We start from the raw sequence: 20,190 nt of genomic DNA, 5'->3' as shown, positions 1-20,190 counted from the left end.
TTTTCACCCTATTCACTATAAAAATGAAAAAAACAACAATTTACATAATCATTTTACTTTCCTTTTTAGCATTTAACAATAAACCAAAACCTACGCTTTACATCATCGGTGATTCGACCGTGAAAAATGGTTCGGGAAAGGGTTCAGACGGACAATTTGGTTGGGGAACGCTAATCAACCAACATTTTGACACAACCAAAATTCATATCGAAAACCATGCGATTGGTGGCAGAAGTAGCCGTACTTTCTTGACTGAAGGACGTTGGGAGAAAATTTTGAAAAACCTTAAAAAAGGGGATTTCGTGATGATCCAATTTGGGCATAACGACGGCGGAGCAATCAACGACACTACTCGTGCGAGAGGAAGCATCAAAGGTACAGGCGAAGAAACCCAAGAAATTGACAATTTGCTTACGAAAAAACACGAAATCGTGCATTCTTATGGTTGGTATATGCGAAAATACATCAGCGAAACTAAGGATAAAGGGGCAATTGCAATCGTTTTTTCGCCAGTACCACGCAATGTTTGGAAAGATGGCAAGATTCCGAGAGATGGGTACACCAAATGGGCGGCAGAATCGGCTCAAACTTTGGGGGCATTTTTTGTTGATTTGAATGAAATAGTTTCGGTAAAATATGAGCTATCAAACGAGGCAAAACTCAAAGCCGATTTCTTCCCGATTGACCATACGCACACCAATTATGCGGGGGCAAAACTCAATGCTGCAAGTGTTGTTGGAGGTATAAAAACTTTAAAAGATTGTAAAATCAAGCAATTTTTATTGACCGAAAAACAAATTGAAAAACGAAAAAAACAAATACCCGTACTGGAAACTGGTTCGATTTTTCCGATGCCAAATTCATGGATTGACAAAGATACTGGTCATAAGCTCGTGCGATTATCAAGCGTAGAAGGCAATAATCAGAGTTTTTACTTTCATAACAATCCATTTTTGGCAAGTACAGATGGCGATTTAATGGCTTTTTACAATAGCACACCCGAAGGGCAAAGACTCTATTCGGTCAATTTGAAAAAACTTGAAAACAAACCTTTGACCAACCGAAGTAAAATCGGGGGCGAAATCTTTGCCCCCAAGCGTGGCGAATTGTTTTTCCAGCGAAAAGACAGTGTTTTTGCCACTTCAATTATTACGCAAAAAACTCGTTTGGTTTATGTTTTTCCTACTGATTTTAAAGGAAATATTTCAACCATAAATGCCGATGAAAAAATCTTAGCTGGTGGTTATAAAGAAGGTAATACCGAAAGAGAAATCTTGAAGAATTTCCCCGAAAAGAAAGATTTTTTTGACAGAATTTTTGATGCAAAAATTCCAAATACGCTTTTTACTATCAATATCGAAACGGGTGAATTAAAGCAAATTCACCACGAAAATACTTGGTTGGGACATATTCAATTTGTTCCTGAAAATCCAAATATGCTTATGTTTTGCCATGAAGGCCCGTGGCATAAAGTGGATAGAATGTGGACGATTGACATAAAAACTTCGCAAGTAAAACTGATGCATAAACGTAACGTTGCGATGGAAATTGCAGGGCATGAATTTCCGAGTTGGGACGGCAAAACGATTTGGTTTGATTTACAAATTCCGAGAGGAGAAACCTTCTTTTTGGCAGGAACAAATATTGAAACTGGCGTAGAAAAACGCTTCCAAATGCAGCGTGATGAGTGGTCGATTCACTTCAATATTTCGCCAGACCAAACACTTTTTGCGGGAGATGGTGGCGATGCAGGGCAAGTGGCTAAAGCAAAAAATGGTCAATGGATTTATCTTTTTCGTCCAGAAGGAGATATTTTGAAGTCCGAAAAATTGGTTAATATGAAACATCATGGCTACAAATTTGAGCCAAATGTACACTTCACTCCCAATGGAAAATGGGTTGTTTTTAGAGCAAATTTTGAAGGAAAGAACCAAGTATATGCCGTTGAAATCGCTAAAAATTAAGGGAATTAAAGGTGATTTTTAGACTGAAAGAAAACAATTGTAAAGCATTATAAAAACATCGTTACTAATTATCAAAAATCAATCAGTGTAAATATTAGAATAATACAATTTTAATATGTGATTTTATAGATAAAAATCAACTAAGTTAAGTATATTTCAAGGCAATTTTTGAATTATTTAACTATTTATAAGTGTTAGTTTTTAATACTGATAACGTTCCCGATAACGATTGCGTTAATAAATTTGAGCGAAAATTAGCATTTCTTCTTTCAAATGTTAAAATTTGATTAAAGTTTAACAACTTAAAATAAGTTAAAATAAACTCCTAATATTACTATATTACAATTTTGATTTTAAATAGGTAAAATACAATATTTTGAAAAACATAAATCTATTTAAACTTCCCTGATTTCTATATTCATTTCTAAAATTTCAACCTAATAATATATGAGGCACCAATACCCATTGTGTACTTTTTTTGTCTTTTTTGTAATTGTTAGTTCGTTTGTTAGTTGCTCACGTAAAGAGTTGGATATTTATGCACGTCCTGATGGTTTGGAGCCACCAATTTACCAACAATTACAAGCTAAGAAAAAATTTAGTACGCTTTTGCAAGTCATTGATAAAAGTGGCTACCAACGTACGCTGAGTAGTGCGGGTTATTGGACAATGTTTGCTCCGAATGATGACGCTTTTGCCAAGTATTTCCAGAAAAATAATCTTTCAATGAGTACGATTGACTCTACGAAAGCACGTGAACTCATTCAATATTTATTAGTTTATAATGCTTTTGAAAAAGATAGATTAGACGACTATCAATCTGCTACAGGTTGGGTGCCATCGAAAGCATTTAGAAGACGAACTGCTTACTACACAGGTTTTTATTCAGACCAAACTTTTGAGGGTACAACAGTAAAAGCCGTTGCTTCCAATAGAAACTCGATTGCCTATGTAAGTGCCGATAATAACAATAAATACCTGAGTTATTTTACCGATAGTTATTTTTTAGATAAAGGTCTTACGGCAACTGACTACAACTATTTCTACCCAAATGTGCCTTATACGGGCTTCAATGTAATGGATGCAAAAGTTGTGGAGAAAGATATTGTTGCCGAAAATGGTATGATTCACGAAATTGATAATGTATTTACGGCTCAACCTTCTTTTGAAGAATATTTACGTAACAAGCCCGAATACAGTGAGTTTAGAAAGATTTTAGACAAATACGCTGTAAATTTTATTCCTAATGCAGAGGCTACTAAAAGATACCAAATTTTAACAGGAAAAAACGACCAAGTTTATGTAAAATCATACTCAAAGCAAGCAATTATTTTTTGGCCCAATAACGAAAACTACGCAAAGTTTTCGGACAACGATGGTCAGCAAGAATCTTGGAGTATTTTTGTGCCAACCAACGAAACACTTCTTCCTTTCCTCAAAAACGTCATTCTTGAAAACTATACTTCCTTAGACGTAGTCCCTTCAACTGTTATTGCCGATTTGCTCAATGCTCATTTATGGTCTTCGAGTGTTTGGCCAAGCAAATTCAAATCGTCGTTCAATGGTTTTGGTGAAGAAGCTCGATTCGACCCTGTTGCTAATGTAGTAGATAAAAAAATATTGAGTAATGGTTTTTTTTATGGCACAAACAAAGTACAAGAAACCAATGTGTTTAGTACAGTTTATGCCAAAGCCTACCTCGACCCAAAGTATTCGACTATGACTCGATTGCTGAATTTAGATTTAAGACCAACGATTTTAAACCCAAAATTCAAATATACAGTCTTTATGATGAGTGATGATGCCTTCAAGACGGCAGGTTACGACTATGATGGAGCTAAAAACGAATGGGGGTTTACTGCACCAGGCACAACTATTCGTACGGTTGGCGATGTAAACAGAAATAATTTGTTGCGTATGGTGGCTACGAGTATTGTTCCAACACAAAACAACGAATTAGACGATCTAAGCAAAGAAGGAATTATTGATGCTTCTAATGGTGAGTATGTCAAGTTTACGCAAAATAAAGTCTATTCGACTGGACTTGCAGACATAAATAAAACTTTGACTATTTTAGGTTCAAAAACAGCCACCAATGGCAAAGTTTATTATACAGATGGCTTACTGAACTTTACTGCACTAAATATTGGTAAACACATTGAGCTTTTGGGAACTGCTACTACTTCGCCTTTCAATTCTTTCTGGCAATATTTAAAAAACTCCGCACTCGCCTATAATTCAACTACTGGCGAAATTAATGGAACAGCTTCTGGCTCATTTTACACAGTTTTTGTGCCCGATAATGCGGCTATTCAGGCAGCGGTAAATGATGGGGTTTTGCCAAGTACAGTTACAGGAACGGTGAAAACACCAAACTTTAATCCAACTACCAACGATGATAAATTGAAAGTTTTGAATTTCATTTCTTACCATATTTTGAATAAAAAATCTTTGATTCCAGACGGAAAAGAATCGGGTTCGATGGAAACTTTATTGAAAGATAATATAGGCGATGGCATCAGAGTTACAGTGATAAATTCAGTAGGTGCAATGCAAGTAACTGACCGAAATAGTAGAAAATCGTTGGTAAATGTAGCAAAAAGCAATAATCTATCGAATCGTGCGGTCATTCATTTGATTGATAATTATTTGCAACCTTGATTTTGAAATTTGACAACTTACGAATCGTCGCATTGATAAAAGTTGTCAGATTCATCATTTCAATAAAAATCATTATTTCAAAAAATCTTTGAAAATATAGGCGAATGAAAATATTTACTACATTATTATTAATTATTGGGGGAGTTTTGATGCATGGCATTGCTGTCAATGCACAAACACCAGCCCCTACAAATATCGTTAGAGGAAAAGTCATTGATTCTAAAGATAGTTCTCCCGTTATTGGAGCTACTGTTGCTGAACTCGACAAAGACAATCGTACCATCAAAGGCGTTGTAACCGACATTGAAGGTAACTTTGTGCTTCGCATGAATGACCCTTCTCATGTACTTTCGTTTTCGAGTATTGGCTACAAAACTCAAAAAACACAAGTAAATGGCAAAAAAACTTTTGAAATATTGCTTGTTTCTACCGAAAACGAAATGGATGAAGTGGTGGTATCGGCTCAACGAAACGACAATGGTTTACTTTCGCACTCCGACCGAAGCAATACAATGGCTGTATCTAAAATTGATACCAAAGCCATTGAAGAAATGCAAGGTGCTTCGATAGACCAAATGCTACAAGGGCGTTTGGCAGGCGTAGATATTACGGCAAGTTCGGGCGACCCAGGTGCAGGAATGCAAATCCGTATCAGAGGAACATCTTCAATCAACTCGGCTGTTGACCCGATGGTAGTAGTTGATGGAATGCCTTATGAAACCGCCATTCCATCGGACTTTAATTTTGGTACTGCCGATGAGTTGGGATATGCTTCATTGCTAAATCTTGCCCCAACCGACATCAAGAATATCACTATTCTGAAAGATGCTGCCGCTACTGCGATGTGGGGTTCGAGAGCTGCCAATGGCGTAGTTGTAATCAATACCAAGCGTGGAACTATCGGCAAGCCATTAATTACTTATACTTTTAAAGGCTCGGTTTCTCGACAACCTTCGGCCATTCCGATGCTTTCGGGTGACCAATATTCGATGCTTATTCCAGAAGAGTTTATGAATAAAAATGGTGTACCGTTGAATACTCAAAACGTTAAAGAGTTTCAGTATGACCCAAATGACCCATATTGGTTCAATAATTATGGCAATAATACTGATTGGATTAAGGAAATCACGCAATTAGGCAATGCTCAAGACCATAACATTTCGATTACGGGTGGCGGCGATAAAGCCAAATATTTTGCTTCATTCGGCTATTTCAATCAAAAAGGTACGACAATCGGTACAGGTTTAGACCGCCTGAATACCCGTATCAATCTTGATTATAATGTATCTAATCGCATCCGTTTCAAAACCGACCTTTCGTTTACTCATTCAAATAATAACCGAAACTATGTAAACTCAACAAGTAATGCAGACCAAATACGCAATATTGCGTACAAGAAAATGCCCAACATGAGTGTGTATGAGTACAACGAATTTGGAGTGATTACGCCAAACTATTTTTCGCCATTTCGTAATATTCAAGGGGGTTATTCAGGAACATACAATCCTGTAGCGATGGCATTAAGTGCTAAAAACAATATTCTTTCCGAAAGAATTATTCCTCACTTTCAGTTACAATACGATTTAAAACCTGGTGTCTGGATGGCATCATTTGATGTACAATTCGATATTAACAATACAAAAAGCCAATCGTTTCTTCCTCAAATTGCAACAGGACAAACTTGGACGAGTTCGGCAGTAAATTTGGCGTATGATGGCGACGTAGATATTTTTGGTGTAACAACCAAAACCGCCATGATTTTTACACCAAAAATAAAAAATAAAAACCACGATTTGACGAGCCTTTGGGTGTTAAATACTTCCGATATTAAAAGTATTTCGCAACAAGCCTCTGTACCAAATACGGCTTCTGACCAACTGCAAGACATTACGAGTGTAGCACGTCAAACTTCTTCAATACTTTCTTCTTCAATTAATCAAACTCGTACCGTTGGTTTGCTTTGGAATATGCACTATGGATTTAAAGAAAAATACATTGTTGATGTAGGTATCAGAGGAGATGGAAATTCAAGATTTGGGCCTGCTTATCGTTATGGTTTATTTCCTTCAATTTCTACAAAATGGAATATCTCGGATGAGCCTTTTATGAAGCGTTTTGACCATTTTATTGATAATTTAGCTTTCAGAGCCAGTTATGGACAAAGCGGAAATGCTCCAAGATATGATTATACTTTTTTCAGTACTTATAGCACACTCGGTTGGTCATATTTGGGGCAAGCAGGAGTTGTTCCTGCCTCAATGGAACTAAAAAACTTGCGTTGGGAAACAATTACTGGTAAAAATTTAGGTATCAATCTTTCGATGTTTAAAAGAATGGTAACGCTTGATGCCGAATTGTATTCAAACCGTACAAAAAATCTATTTTTTAATGGTCTTCAGATTTCCTCTTTCACTGGTTTCAACAGTGTAAATATGAATGTTGGAACGATGGATAATATGGGCTGGGAAGTGAATTTAGGAATTACACCTTATAAAACCAAAGCACTACAAGTTGATTTGAATATGAATATTTCAAGAAATATAAACGTCATTCGTGAAATTTCTGACTTATATCCACGTACCAGAGGCAACATTACAAGCAATGGCGAATACAAAACTTATATGCAAGAAAATAACCCATTTGGGTCATTCTATGGCTTCAAGTACACGGGTGTATATAAAGATAAGGAAGCTACCATTGCCCAAGGTAAAAACGGCGAGCCAATAATCACACCTGACGGACAAGGAGTATATATGAGATTTAATTATCCTGCAACCGATTATATTTTCCAACAGGGAGATGCTAAATACGAAGACATTAACCACGATGGCAATATCAATTATATGGATATTGTGTATTTGGGTAATAGCAATCCTGCATTTACAGGAGGTTTTGGCGGAACTGTTACTTGGATTCAACGATTGAAAGTAACTGCATTTTTTAATTTTCGTTCAAATTATGACGTAGTAAATGGTACAAGAATGTTTACTACTGCCATGTATGGCTATGATAATCAGAGTACAGAAGTGCTATCAAGATGGAGAAAAGCGGGTGATGTTACCAACGTTCCGAGAGCTTTATTCGGAACTGGCTATAACTGGTTAGGGTCGAGTCGCTATGTAGAAGATGCGTCATTTGTTCGTTTCCGAACGTTGACAATGCGTTATACATTCGCTAAAAAGATAAACGACCGTCTGAAAGTTAAAAACCTAAGTGGCTATATTACTGCCGAAAACTTATTTACATGGACAAGATACCAAGGGCAAGACCCCGAAGTATCGCTCAGAGGTGGCGACCCATTCAGAGTAGCAATAGATTACTCAATGACTCCACCTTCAAAAACAATTACGATAGGTTTAACATCTTCGTTTTAGATTTTGCAATAAGCTGTAGTCAATAAGCTTTAAGCATTTTTACAAATCAAAATATTTTAAAAGCGTACAGCTTAAAGCATATTGCATAAAGCTAAATATTTACAAAAATGTTAAAAAGATTACTTCATAGTTCAGTGTGTGTGCTACTATTAATCATGCCTACGTCGTGTGATAAATGGCTCGATTTACAGCCACAAGATGGTATCACGAAAGATAAGTTTTGGAAAACTAAAGAGCAGGTTCAAGCTGCCATGACGGGCGTTTATGCCTCGATGCTTGCTCCTAGTTCGACAATCGTATTCAATAATATTTCGACTCCGAGCAACAGCTTGGTGCTGAGTCTATTTCTGTGGGGCGAACTTCGTGCCGATATGCTCACAACCACATTTTCAACTCGTGCCGAAGAACTCGACATTATGAACGTAAACGTGTTGGCAAGTAATGGAATTACTAACTGGCGACCTTTCTATAAAATCATCAATTATTGTAATACGGTTATCGATTTTGCACCAGCAGTTTTAGAAAACGACAAAACTTTTACCCAAGAAGCCCTCAACAGCTATGTGGCAGAAGCCAAAACGATTCGTGCTTTGATGTATTTTTACTTAGTTCGTACTTTCGGTGATGTTCCTTTGAAATTAAAATCGACCAGTACTGATGAAGAAATTGAACAAATACCTAAAAATACGCAAGCTGAAGTATTGGCACAAATTGTAAAAGACCTGACCGAAGCCGAACCAAATGCTCCGCTTACTTATGGCAGTTTGGCTTCTGACAAAGGACGAATCACTCGCTATGCAGTCAATACTTTGCAAGCCGATGTCTATTTATGGATGGAAAAATATACCGAAGCCTTAGCAGCCTGCGATAAAGTAATAAAAAGTGCTAAGTTTGGCTTGATTGAAGGTACTCGTTTTTTCAGTACAGTTTTCGTACAAGGAAATTCTAACGAAAGCATTTTTGAGCTTCAATTCGACCGCCAAAGATTGAATGAATTTTATCCATTATTTGCCAATCCTCGCCGATTTAATGCCAATTCTTATGTCATGGATTTTGTTTATACCCAAGATTTTACGGACGATACCAAGAAAGATTTGAGAGGTCCAGAAACAGCGGTGAGAGCTACCGATGCCATGGTTTGGAAATATTCGGGTATTAATGCCACCCAAACCAGAGCAATTGAAGATTATAATGCTCATTGGATGGTTTATCGTTATGCAGATATTTTATTGATGAAAGCAGAAGCGTTGGCATTGCTCAATAGAGGAGCAGAAGCATTAAATATCGTAAAAATGGTAAGAAACAGAGCTAATGCGTTGGAACTTACCAACGAAAACCCCGACCCAAGCGATGCTGAAGCGGTAGCAGATTTTATTTTGAGCGAACGTGCAAGAGAGTTTGCTTTTGAAGGAAAACGTTGGTACGATGTGCTTCGCCACTCGAAACGTAACAAGTATAAAAGAATGGATATTATGCTCGAAATGGTAGCAAGAGCTGCCCCACCCGACCGCCAACAATCAGCCATTGCCAAATACAAGGATTTTAACAGTCATTATCTGCCGATTTATCAATATGAATTGCAAACAGATAAAAATTTAGTGCAGAATCCATTTTATAAGTAGATTATATTCGTCGAAAAAGTAATGAAAAAAATATCAAAATCAATATTCATTCTATTAGCAAGTATCTTAGGGGTTGTGTATTTGCTGGCTTGTGCCGATATTCAAATCGTGGAATCAACAACTACCGATGTGAATATGTATAGCTATTTGAGAAAATACCCTGACAAATACTCCGATTTTGCTACCATTCTCGACAAAGCGGGCTATGCAAGTTTTTTAGATGCCTATGGAGCTTATACCATGTTTGTTCCGACCAATACAGGCGTGCAGGCATATCTGAAAGGCATCAATAAAACATCTGCCGACCAACTCACAGCTGATGAAGCAAAAGACATTGCCAAAATTCATATCATTCGTGATACCCTTACTACCAAATCTTTCAAAGATGGAAAACTTCCATTGATAACCATGTACGGGCAATTTTTGATTGGGGGTGTATCGTATCAAAATGGTATTTCGAGTTTTAGCGTCAATCGTCAAGCCTCGATTATTGAGTCTAATATTTTGGTTGGAAATGGCATCTTGCATGTTATTGATAAAGCTTTGCAACCTGCTAAGTCTTCTCTTTCGAGTTTAATAGAATCTAACCCTAATTATTCTGTTTTCACACAAGCACTCAAAGAAACTGGTTATTATGATTCCTTAAAAATAGTTGATGCCGATTTGACCAAGCGTTGGTCAACCATTATTGTCGAATCAAATGCAGTATTGAGCAAAGCGGGTTTCTCGTCTTATGAGGCATTGAAAAAAAGATATTCAAATACAGGAAATCCTCGCTTAAAATCTGATAGTTTAAATCTTTATATTTCGTATCATCTTTTGCCGGGAATTAAGTATTTGGCAGATATTATTTCGGCAGCTTCTCACCTAACTAAAGTGCCTTTGGAAGTTGTAACTTCTAAACTTGATGGACAGGCGGTCTTATTAAATGATGTAGATTTCAACGGAATCCACGAACAAGGCATTGAATTAGACAGAAATTTGAGCGATAATGCTGCCACCAATGGCGTGCTTCATTCTGCCAATAGCCATTTTATTGTAAAGTTTCGTAAACCTACGCCCATTCACTGGAAAGTATCCGATTTTCCTGAAATACGTAAACTTCCTGCCTATTTCCGTAAGCAAAACTATGCTTTTGACATGGCTTCTATCAAAGACTGGTCGTGGCAAATGAATACTATTACTTATGTTTTTGGTACTTCGGGCGTGCCAGCCACTACCTATTTTAATGATTGTTTGCAAGTTCCTTTGGGTATCGGAAATGCTGCCCGAAGCAACTGGATTGAAATGAAAACCCCTTTGATTGTCAAAGGAAAATACAAAGTTTGGGTTTGTTATAGAGCTCAAAAACAGTCAGGAACATTAGGAACAACGGGCGGTTCGAGCAGCGTTGTGCAAGTAAGTGTCAATGGCGAACCTCTGCCAAGGCCCGTAACTTTTACTGACCAAGCTCCTACAGGAACAGCAGGGGAATTAGAATCATTAGGTTGGAAAATGTACATGGATGGTGTAACCTCACTCTTTGCATGTGGCAGATTATTAGGAACAGTAGAAATTAAAACGACCGACCGACACACCCTTCGTATGCAATCAATTTCGGGTGGACAGAATACAAATAACATTGATTTAATTCAATTTATTCCGATAGATATGAATCAAATTAGTCCAAGATTTACGCAATCGGGTTTGCAGGTTCAGTAAACCTTAAATAACAGATAATCAAATACTTATAAAGAAAATGATTAAAAAATATACATATTCTCTTTTAATAATCACTGTTTGTGCTTTGTTTTCTTGCGAAAAATGGGAAGAGCGAGTTACGCTCATCAATGACTCTTTGGGGAGAAATCTCTTGGAGCAAGTCAGTACACAACCTGATTTGAGTAAATTTCAAGAACTTTTGGTAAAAAGTGGTTATGATAAACTCGTTAGTTCATCGCAAAACTATACTGTTTTTGCTCCAACCAATAAAGCCTTAGAAAGTTTTGACATGGCGAGCCTAAAAGACAGTGCTTCCATCAAGGCTTTTGTGGGCAATCATATTGCTGTACAATCTTACCCGATGCCTTCGACAACTACCGAAAATAGAATTAAATTATTGAACGGAAAGTACATTTCTCTCACAAAAGGGCTTTTGGGTGATTCGCCTATTTCCACAGCCAATGTTTTTGTTGGAAATGGGGTGCTTCATGTTCTTGATAAATATTCGCCTGTTTTGCCAAATCTCTGGACTTATATCAATAGTTCTAAAGCCGATTATGTACAGAATAAAGTGCTTGCCAATTTGGTTTATCTTTCCTTCAATCCTGCAAAAGCAATCATTGATAGCATAAGTGGCACAACAGGCCGCCCGATTTATAGAGCAGGAAGTGGCTTTGAACAAAAGAATCAATTTACCGATGCCGTTTATGACCTAACCGACGAGTCTAAGCAATACACTTATTTTATTTTGAATGACCAAGCATTAGCAACCGAAATTGCTAAAGTAACTCCATTTTTCAAAACTTCAACGACCGATAGCACCTATAATGCCGCTTCATGGAATATTATCAAAGACGTAGCCGTAGAAGGGTATTATTCTCCCGAAAAATTACCAGACGTTTTGAAATCAAAATTTGGCGTTGAAATTCCACTCAATAAAACCGCCATCATCAAAAGTATAAAAATGAGTAACGGCATTGCTTATGTTTTAAACAAAGTTGATTTCAAATTGCAAGATAAAATGCAGCCAATTGTAGTAGAAGCAGAAGGGAATAGCACTTTCATGCAAGTTATTTCTACGGCAACATTTGCCGTAATGGACAAGAAAAATCCAACTACAAATACACCTTTTACCCAACTATTATTTGCAGGACACGCTGTTACTAATTTTTGGGTACGATATAGAGTTCAGGCAGTACCTGCAGCAAAATATAAAGTTTATTGGGTGGCAGTCAATGACCAATCACGCACCAATTATACGAGTAGTGGCGTAACTCCACCCGTAACTCTCACCCAACGTTTGGCAATGGGAAGCGTTACGAATACGACTTTTGCAAACATAACCGTTACGCTCAACAACTATTCGGAGGTACTTTTGGGCGAATATACCACCACTCGATTTGGTACTTTAGATTTATTTCTGCAAGGTAGCGGAACTACCCCAATTGTGCTTGATTATGTAAGATTAGTACCTGTTTTGTAAAAAGACCTATTTCAATGAAGACAAATTTTATGCGAGCATCACAAAAAATAACATATTTAATTCTCAGCTTTCTGCTCATTTCTTTTGGTATTTTGGCACAAAATGAGCAGTCGAAAGAAGTCAATCAAAGAGCAAAATACGCTAATCAGCTAACTGGGCTTATTTCCGATGCCGTTACTCAAAAGCCATTGATGGGGGCAAGAGTGTATTACAAACAAGCAACGATAGCTATCACTGATGATAATGGTACATTCAAATTACTCGTGCCAAACTATTCGGTTTCGGTAGTAATAGAAATGGCTGGTTATCAGTCGAAAGAAGTTTTTATTGCAGGAAGAAAAGAAATTAAAATAAGTTTGAATGAAGAAGGACATCCTTCGTTTAACCAAGAAATCAATTTGCCAACAAGCACAGTATCGGGCAATCGCCTTACTTCGGCTGCGGTTTCAACACAATTAACAGATTCTTGGTCGAGAGCAACCGACAGCCCCGACAGTTATCTTCAAGGAAAAATTGCAGGCTTGAATGTTACTCGACATTCTGGAGTAGCTAATTCGAGTGCCAATCTTATGCTTCGTGGACTAAGTTCAATGCAAGCTACCAACCAGCCTTTAATTATAGTTGATAACATGATTTATGACATTAGTCAATACGGTAACTCATTGATCAACAACTATATAGATAATCCTTTGGCAAATATTGATGTGCGAGATATTAGTAGCATTACGGTTTTGAAAGATGCTTCGATTGCCGCACTTTATGGTACAAAAGCCGCTAATGGAGTAATTTTAATCACTACGGCACGAGCAAAAGAATTAGGAACGAAAATTGACTTGGCTATTTATGGAGGATTGAATTTCGCCCCAAAAGCATTGCCAATGCTTAATGTAAAGGATTACCGTACCTATCTTTCGGACTTGTATAAATCGAGTGGAACTTCAACCGATTTGATACAATCGTTGCCATTTATGAATGATGATAAATCGGTAGCTACTTATTATCAGTACCACAACGACACCGATTGGCAAGAAAAAATGTTTGCTAATCAGCAAATGAAAAACGTTTATTTGAAAGTAACAGGTGGTGATAACATTGCAAAATATGCTCTTTCACTCAATTTTGCTAAAAACCAAACGGCACTTTCTGGCTCTGATTTGAGCAAATATGGCACTCGTTTCAATGCCGATTTGAATTTAAGTCGTCGGTTGAAAGGGGTAACTAATTTGAGTTTTTCTTTCAACGAAGCAAATGCAAAGGATTTGGGTTTTTCGCCAAAAACTAATCCCATATTTTTGTCATTAACTAAAGCACCGTTTTTGAGCGACCACGATATTTCTGGTCTTGGCATTGCATCTCCCGATTTGTCGGACGAAGATATTTTCAATGTTGGTAATCCTACCGTGGCATCGAAAGTGATGTCTGCTTCTAATCGCTCTTACCGTTTCGCAGGAACAATCGCTTTTGACTATGAGTTGAGCAAAAAGTTTCATTTAGGAACAAATATCGGTATCCTTTTCGACAAAATTAAAGAAACCAGATTTGTACCAAAAAGAGGTATTTTGAGCGATACTTTGGGGCTTTTTGTGGCAGAAAACAAATTAGGGTCTCAAACCAAACGTTTATACAATCTATTTAATGACAGTTACTTGTCTTATAATCAATCATTTAGAGATATTCACGAGTTTTCGGCAAGAATTGGAGCAAGACTTTTGAATAGTCGTGTAGAGCAGGATAAAATCTTAGGTTTCAACTCAGCTACGGACGAATTGGTTACAGTAGGCAATGGTCAAAGACTACTCAATCAAATTAGCGGAGGAGTTGGCACTTCCAACTGGCTTAATACTTACCTAAGCATAGATTATAGTATTTCAGATAAATATTTCCTGGCGTTCAACATTGCAATGGACGCTTCTTCAAAATTCGGAAAAGATGCTGTTTCTCAAGGAGTTAAAATCGGAGGTACTCCAACGGCAGTTATGCCTTCTCTTTCGGGAGCGTGGATAATTTCCTCCGAAAAATTTATGGCAAATACAGCCTTTGATTTATTAAAAATCCGTGCTTCGATAGGGCGTGTGGGTAATGATGACATCGGAAATTATACTTCTCGCCAGTATTATGTAGTCCAAAATCTATTAGGTATGCAAGGTCTTGTGCGTGGCAATATTGCCAATACCGCCCTCAAATGGGAAACTGTAACCAAATCAAATTTGGGCATTGATGTATCTTTATTCAATGAGAAAATCAATATGAGTCTCGACTTTTTCAATAATAAAACAACAGATATGCTTACGACCGAAAAGCTACCAAGTGCTTCGGGAATAGCCTACGTTTTGACTAATAATGCCGCAATGGATACCAAAGGCTTAGATATTGCTTTAAATATAAAAGCCATTAATCAACAAAATTTGAAATGGGATGTAGGCTTAACGCTCGGAAAAGCCAAATCGAGCCTTACAAAATTGCCTGACGATAATACAATTACCACTTATGGTAATGCTTCTTATATTTCTAAAATAGGTCAAGCCCCTAATCTTTTCTATGGCTTGGTGGCTCAAGGTGTTTATAGTTCTGATGCCGAGGCAAGTGCGGCAGGTTTGCAAACCAAGCGTTTGGACGGCTCGTTGATGCCATTCGGTGGTGGCGATATGAAATTTGCTGACTTAAACGGAGATAAAGTCATTGACGAAAAAGATAATCAAGCGATTGGCAATCCGACTCCTGATTTCTTTGGCTCATTTTTGAACCATGTTTCCTATAAAAACTGGACTTTTGATGCTCTTTGTACTTTTGTTTCGGGCAATAGTATTTATAATTATACACGAAGAGCATTAGAATCTATGTCGAACCAAAATAACCAAACCCAAGCGGTGCTAAATCGTTGGAGAGGCGATGGACAAGTAACAACAATGCCAAAAACTTCGATGGGTGACCCAATAGGGAATAATCGTTTTTCGAGTAGATGGATAGAAGATGGTTCGTATTTTAGGTTAAGAACCGTTACTATTTCGTACAATTTGCCAGTTGATAAAAGTATGTTGAAATACCTAACTTTCTACGGTACAGTCAATAATGCTTTTACATTTACCAAATATTTGGGTTATGACCCAGAGTTTAGTGCAACAAATAATATTTTCGGACAAGGCGTTGACAATACTCTTGAGCCAATGCAAAAGTCCATTCAGTTAGGTATTAAAATTGGTTTGTAAAAAAGAATAAGGATTTATTCACATTCGTCATTAGTTTTATGAAATCTTCAATCAAAAAAATATTTTTAAACATCGGGCTACTTTCGAGCATGTTTGTGGTTACATCATCATGCAAAAGCCTTTTCGATTTAGAGCCAGAAGAAACCCTTACCAAAGAACAGGTTTATCGCAATATTTTTGATGCCGATGCTGCTATTATTGGGCTTTATGGAAAATTTATGAATTTGGCAAAACAACATGTCATTTTGAACGAACTAAGAGCCGATTTGCTCGATGTAAGTGGCGGTGCCGACGAGCAACTCACGCAACTCAATAACCATAATGTGCAAGAGGGAAATGTTTATGCCGACCCTCGCCCTTTCTACGAAGTGATTTTGAACTGCAACGATATCTTGAAGAATTTCAAGGTTATGCTCGAACAAAATAAAATGAAAGCCGACGAATATAACCAACGCACAGCAGATATTATTGCTTTGCGTACATGGGTTTATTTGCAGGTAGGTATTCATTTTGGTCAAGTGCCTTACACCACCACAACTGTTGAAAATATTGCCGATTTGAGTGCATTAAATGCTTCACCTAAGCTTTCTTTGCAAAATTTAGTAAAGGAATTAATAAAAACGATGGAGGCGATTCCGCCGATTTATATGGAGGTTTATCCTTCGACTAATAGCTTGGTTGCCAACTCAGTAGATGGCTATTTGCTCAATAAAATGTTTATTAATAAGCAGGTTTTGCTCGGTGATTTATACCTTTGGGATAACCAATATTTGAAAGCAGCCACTGCTTATAAATTAGTGTTAGAAACTGCTTCAAGATTGGGCTACGACATCAATACTGGCGAGATTTTCCTTGGTTTATATAAAATTAAATATGCCGAAGCCAATGCTCGCGATATGACAGTGGCTTATGCAGGAAGTAGAAATGACATAAATGCTTTGGTAGATAACAATGATACAGGTTGGCGGTCTATTTTTTCTCGCCGAAATACCGATGCAGGATATAATTATGAGTGGATTTGGTCTTTGCCTTTCGATGCAACTTTCAACCCTCAAAATCCATTCATTGATTTATTCATGAATAAAGTGAAGCCTTCCGAACAAAGTATTTCGCTTTGGAATAGCCAACGACAAATCAATAATTTTCCTTTTGATTCTCGTGGTAGAATGACTTATAAAACAGTTAATGGAAAACCAGTTATAATGAAATATTTATACAATTACATTGACCCACTTACTTCGTTTAATCTCGGGAATGCTAATTTTGGTAAAGGTCAATGGCTGCTTTACCGTGCCGCTACTTTGCATCTAAGATTTGCCGAAGCAGCCAACCGTGATGGTCGCCGAAAATTGGCTTTTGCATTGATGAATCAAGGTATTTCGACTACCTATAATAACACAGCCATTACTGACAAAACTAATTTGATGAATACGTTTGATGTGCCACCCTATGATTTTGATGGACGAAATGGCGATAATCCATCTTTCAGAGCTTCTTGGTATAGGAATACGGGTATCAGAGGGCGTGCTTCTTTGCAGCCTGTAGCAGTTGTTGGTGATAGTACACTTTCAATCGAAAACTCGTTGATTGAAGAATCTGCCTTAGAATTGGCTTATGAAGGACAACGTTGGGGCGATTTAGTGAGAGTAGCTTTGAGAAGAAATGACCCTGCTTTCTTGGCAGATAAAGTATATCAAAAACTCAAAAAAGCCAATAACCCAAATGCCGATGCCGTAAGAGCAAAATTGATGATTAGTAGTAATTGGTATTTGCCTTTTAAATTGAAATAAGCAAAAAAGTGGTTTTTGGAATGAAACAGAAAGCGAAAAATTAAATTTTCTTGCTTTCTGTTTTTTTTAATAGACACTTTATCGTGTCTAACTGATAAATATTCTTCATTTTCGTTCGTTTATCTTAAAATCTTCCTAATTTTGAAGTATAGCCAACGGTAACTTTATGAAAATATTAGTAATTGAAGACGAAGCAAAGACTGTTCAACTTATTAAACAGGGGCTTGAAGAGCAACAATGGGAAGTTGATGTAGCGTATGATGGTTTAATTGGACTACAATTAGCTACTCGTAATCCTTATGCAATTATTATTTCTGATATTATTTTGCCAGGAATGAGCGGCTTAGATTTATGCCGCCAACTTCGAACAAAGGGCGTGGTTTCTCCAATCATATTGCTGACAGCTTTAGGTACAACTGACGATAAAATTTTAGGCCTTGATGCTGGGGCGGACGATTATTTGGTAAAACCCTTTGAATTTCGAGAACTAATGGCTCGAATTAGAGCATTGACTCGCCGAAATTTCGGTTCGATTCAAACTGCTAATTTACTCAAAATAGCTGACCTCGAAATGGATTTAGATGCCAAAACTGTTGTGCGTAGCGGCAAAGAAATTACACTCACCGCCAAAGAATTTGCCCTGCTCGAATATTTCATTCGGCATCAAGGGCGAGTAATTTCTAAAGTAGAATTGGCCGAAAAAATATGGGACATAACCTTCGATACTGGTACAAATGTGATTGAGGTTTATGTGAATTTTCTCCGAAAAAAAATAGATAAAGACTTTGAAATCAAGCTGTTACATACTCAAATCGGTATGGGCTACGTAATGAAAGTACTTGCTTAATGATAAATATTCGCTCTCGACTTACCTATCAATTTATGGCAATAGTAACTGCCATTCTACTGTTTTTTTCGGTAGGAGTCTATTTTTTTAGTAAACTTTATCTCGAAAAACGCTTTTTCAATCGCCTACAAGACCGAGCTATTACTACTACAACATTGCTTTTTGACCTTCAAACTGCCGACACTACAATTTTGAAACTGGTCAATGTTTCGGATAAAGAATTGCTCAGCGATGAAAGTATTTATATTTATGATGAAAAACAAAAGAAACTCGTTTTTGCCACACAAGAACCTTATACAGGTTTATTTAAAGACCTTATACCAAGCATTCAAAAACAAAATCAATCAACTTACTTCCATGCAGGTTATTATCAAACACTTGGCATTCAACTCAAAAAAGGAACAGAAAGCTATTGGGTTATCGTAAGTGCAATTGATGCTAATGGCAAAGAGGCACTCCAAGACTTACGTAAAATTTTGTTCGTAATGGTCTTGATTGGAATCTTGTTGCTGGGTATATCAGGTTGGTTTTTTGCCGACAAAGCTCTCGCTCCTATGTCGGGCATTATAAGACAGGTAAATCAAATTTTTCCTGCCAATGTCGAAAAGCGAGTACAACATCCCAATCGTTCTGATGAAATTGGTTTACTCGTTGCCACCTTTAATCATTTGCTCGACCGCATCGAAGAAGCTTTAGTGATGCAAAAAATGTTTATTGCAAATGTTTCGCACGAACTCAAAAATCCATTAACTAAAATTTATTCGCAAATTGATATTACACTTCTCCAAAAACGCACGCCCGAAGTGTATGAAGAAAGCCTAAAATCGCTACAAGAAGATACTCGAACGCTTACGCAATTGACCAATACACTACTCAATTTGGCAAATACAGTTGTCAGTTCAGAATCAATGCAACGAGTACCCATTAGAGTAGATGAGCTTTTGTGGGAAGCAAAAAGTCAGCTAAAAAAATGGCACGATAATTATCAGATTCAGCTCAATTTTAGAGATTTACCTGAAGATGAAGAAGCATTAATTATACAAGGCAATGAAGCATCACTTAAAGTAGCTTTGATGAATCTAATGGATAACGCCTGTAAGTTTTCGGAAGACAATACTGTTGTGGTCAATTTTATTGCCTCTACTAATGAAATAAAAATCTCATTTTTTAATACCGGGCCAATAATTCCCGCAACTGATTTGCCCTATATATTTCGCCCCTTCTATCGAAGCAACGCCACTGCGAAAGCTGTAAAAGGGCATGGTGTAGGCTTGGCAATTGTTTCACAAATAATTAAACTTCATAGTGGAAAAATTGATGTGGTTTCTAACAACGACGGCACTACTTTTACACTTTTATTTCTGCAATAACGAACCTCAATCGCAAGGAGAACCATCGTTTATGAATTATTGATAATCAATCATTAGACTTCCTGCGAAAGTGTTTTAAGTCGAAAAACACCATCTTTTCGGCTACAAATTGAGCAAATTTTTCAACCGTAGCGGTGCTATGCTTTCAAAATTTCCTCAATTTTCGCTTGAA

At 37.1% G+C, this 20,190-nt stretch carries 10 protein-coding genes; all 10 read left to right on the top strand.

Annotation, left to right across the window (positions count from 1 at the left end; genetic code table 11):
* Nucleotides 1-23 precede the first annotated feature (23 nt).
* Nucleotides 24-1,964, top strand: a complete 1,941-nt coding sequence (locus tag ACH2CJ_RS02795; RefSeq protein WP_394990561.1) for an oligogalacturonate lyase family protein — start codon at nt 24-26, stop codon at nt 1,962-1,964.
* A gap of 447 nt (nt 1,965-2,411) precedes the next feature.
* The gene (locus ACH2CJ_RS02790) at nt 2,412-4,625 is read left to right on the top strand and encodes a fasciclin domain-containing protein (protein ID WP_394990560.1); all 2,214 of its coding nucleotides are present in this window, start codon (nt 2,412-2,414) and stop codon (nt 4,623-4,625) included.
* 104 nt (nt 4,626-4,729) lie between these two features.
* The gene (locus ACH2CJ_RS02785; protein ID WP_394990559.1) at nt 4,730-7,999 is read left to right on the top strand and encodes a SusC/RagA family TonB-linked outer membrane protein; all 3,270 of its coding nucleotides are present in this window, start codon (nt 4,730-4,732) and stop codon (nt 7,997-7,999) included.
* A gap of 107 nt (nt 8,000-8,106) precedes the next feature.
* Complete coding sequence (locus tag ACH2CJ_RS02780; protein WP_394990558.1) at nt 8,107-9,621, top strand: RagB/SusD family nutrient uptake outer membrane protein; 1,515 nt, start codon at nt 8,107-8,109, stop codon at nt 9,619-9,621.
* 21 nt (nt 9,622-9,642) lie between these two features.
* Nucleotides 9,643-11,322: a fasciclin domain-containing protein gene (locus ACH2CJ_RS02775; RefSeq protein WP_394990557.1), complete on the top strand. Its 1,680-nt coding sequence runs from the start codon at nt 9,643-9,645 to the stop codon at nt 11,320-11,322.
* A gap of 37 nt (nt 11,323-11,359) precedes the next feature.
* The gene (locus tag ACH2CJ_RS02770) at nt 11,360-12,805 is read left to right on the top strand and encodes a fasciclin domain-containing protein (RefSeq protein ID WP_394990556.1); all 1,446 of its coding nucleotides are present in this window, start codon (nt 11,360-11,362) and stop codon (nt 12,803-12,805) included.
* 14 nt (nt 12,806-12,819) lie between these two features.
* Complete coding sequence (locus ACH2CJ_RS02765) at nt 12,820-16,011, top strand: SusC/RagA family TonB-linked outer membrane protein (RefSeq protein WP_394990555.1); 3,192 nt, start codon at nt 12,820-12,822, stop codon at nt 16,009-16,011.
* 38 nt (nt 16,012-16,049) lie between these two features.
* Complete coding sequence (locus ACH2CJ_RS02760; RefSeq protein ID WP_394990554.1) at nt 16,050-17,801, top strand: RagB/SusD family nutrient uptake outer membrane protein; 1,752 nt, start codon at nt 16,050-16,052, stop codon at nt 17,799-17,801.
* A 166-nt stretch (nt 17,802-17,967) separates the two neighbouring features.
* Complete coding sequence (locus ACH2CJ_RS02755) at nt 17,968-18,648, top strand: response regulator transcription factor (RefSeq protein WP_394990553.1); 681 nt, start codon at nt 17,968-17,970, stop codon at nt 18,646-18,648.
* Nucleotides 18,648-20,018, top strand: coding sequence for a sensor histidine kinase (locus ACH2CJ_RS02750; RefSeq protein WP_394990552.1), 1,371 nt, complete (start codon nt 18,648-18,650; stop codon nt 20,016-20,018). The genes ACH2CJ_RS02755 and ACH2CJ_RS02750 overlap by 1 nt, the downstream gene beginning before the upstream one ends.
* Nucleotides 20,019-20,190 lie beyond the last annotated feature (172 nt).

Origin of the sequence: Emticicia sp. (assembly GCF_043780375.1) — a bacterium.
GTDB lineage: Bacteria > Bacteroidota > Bacteroidia > Cytophagales > Spirosomataceae > Emticicia.
This window is presented reverse-complemented; position numbering and strand designations above follow the sequence as displayed.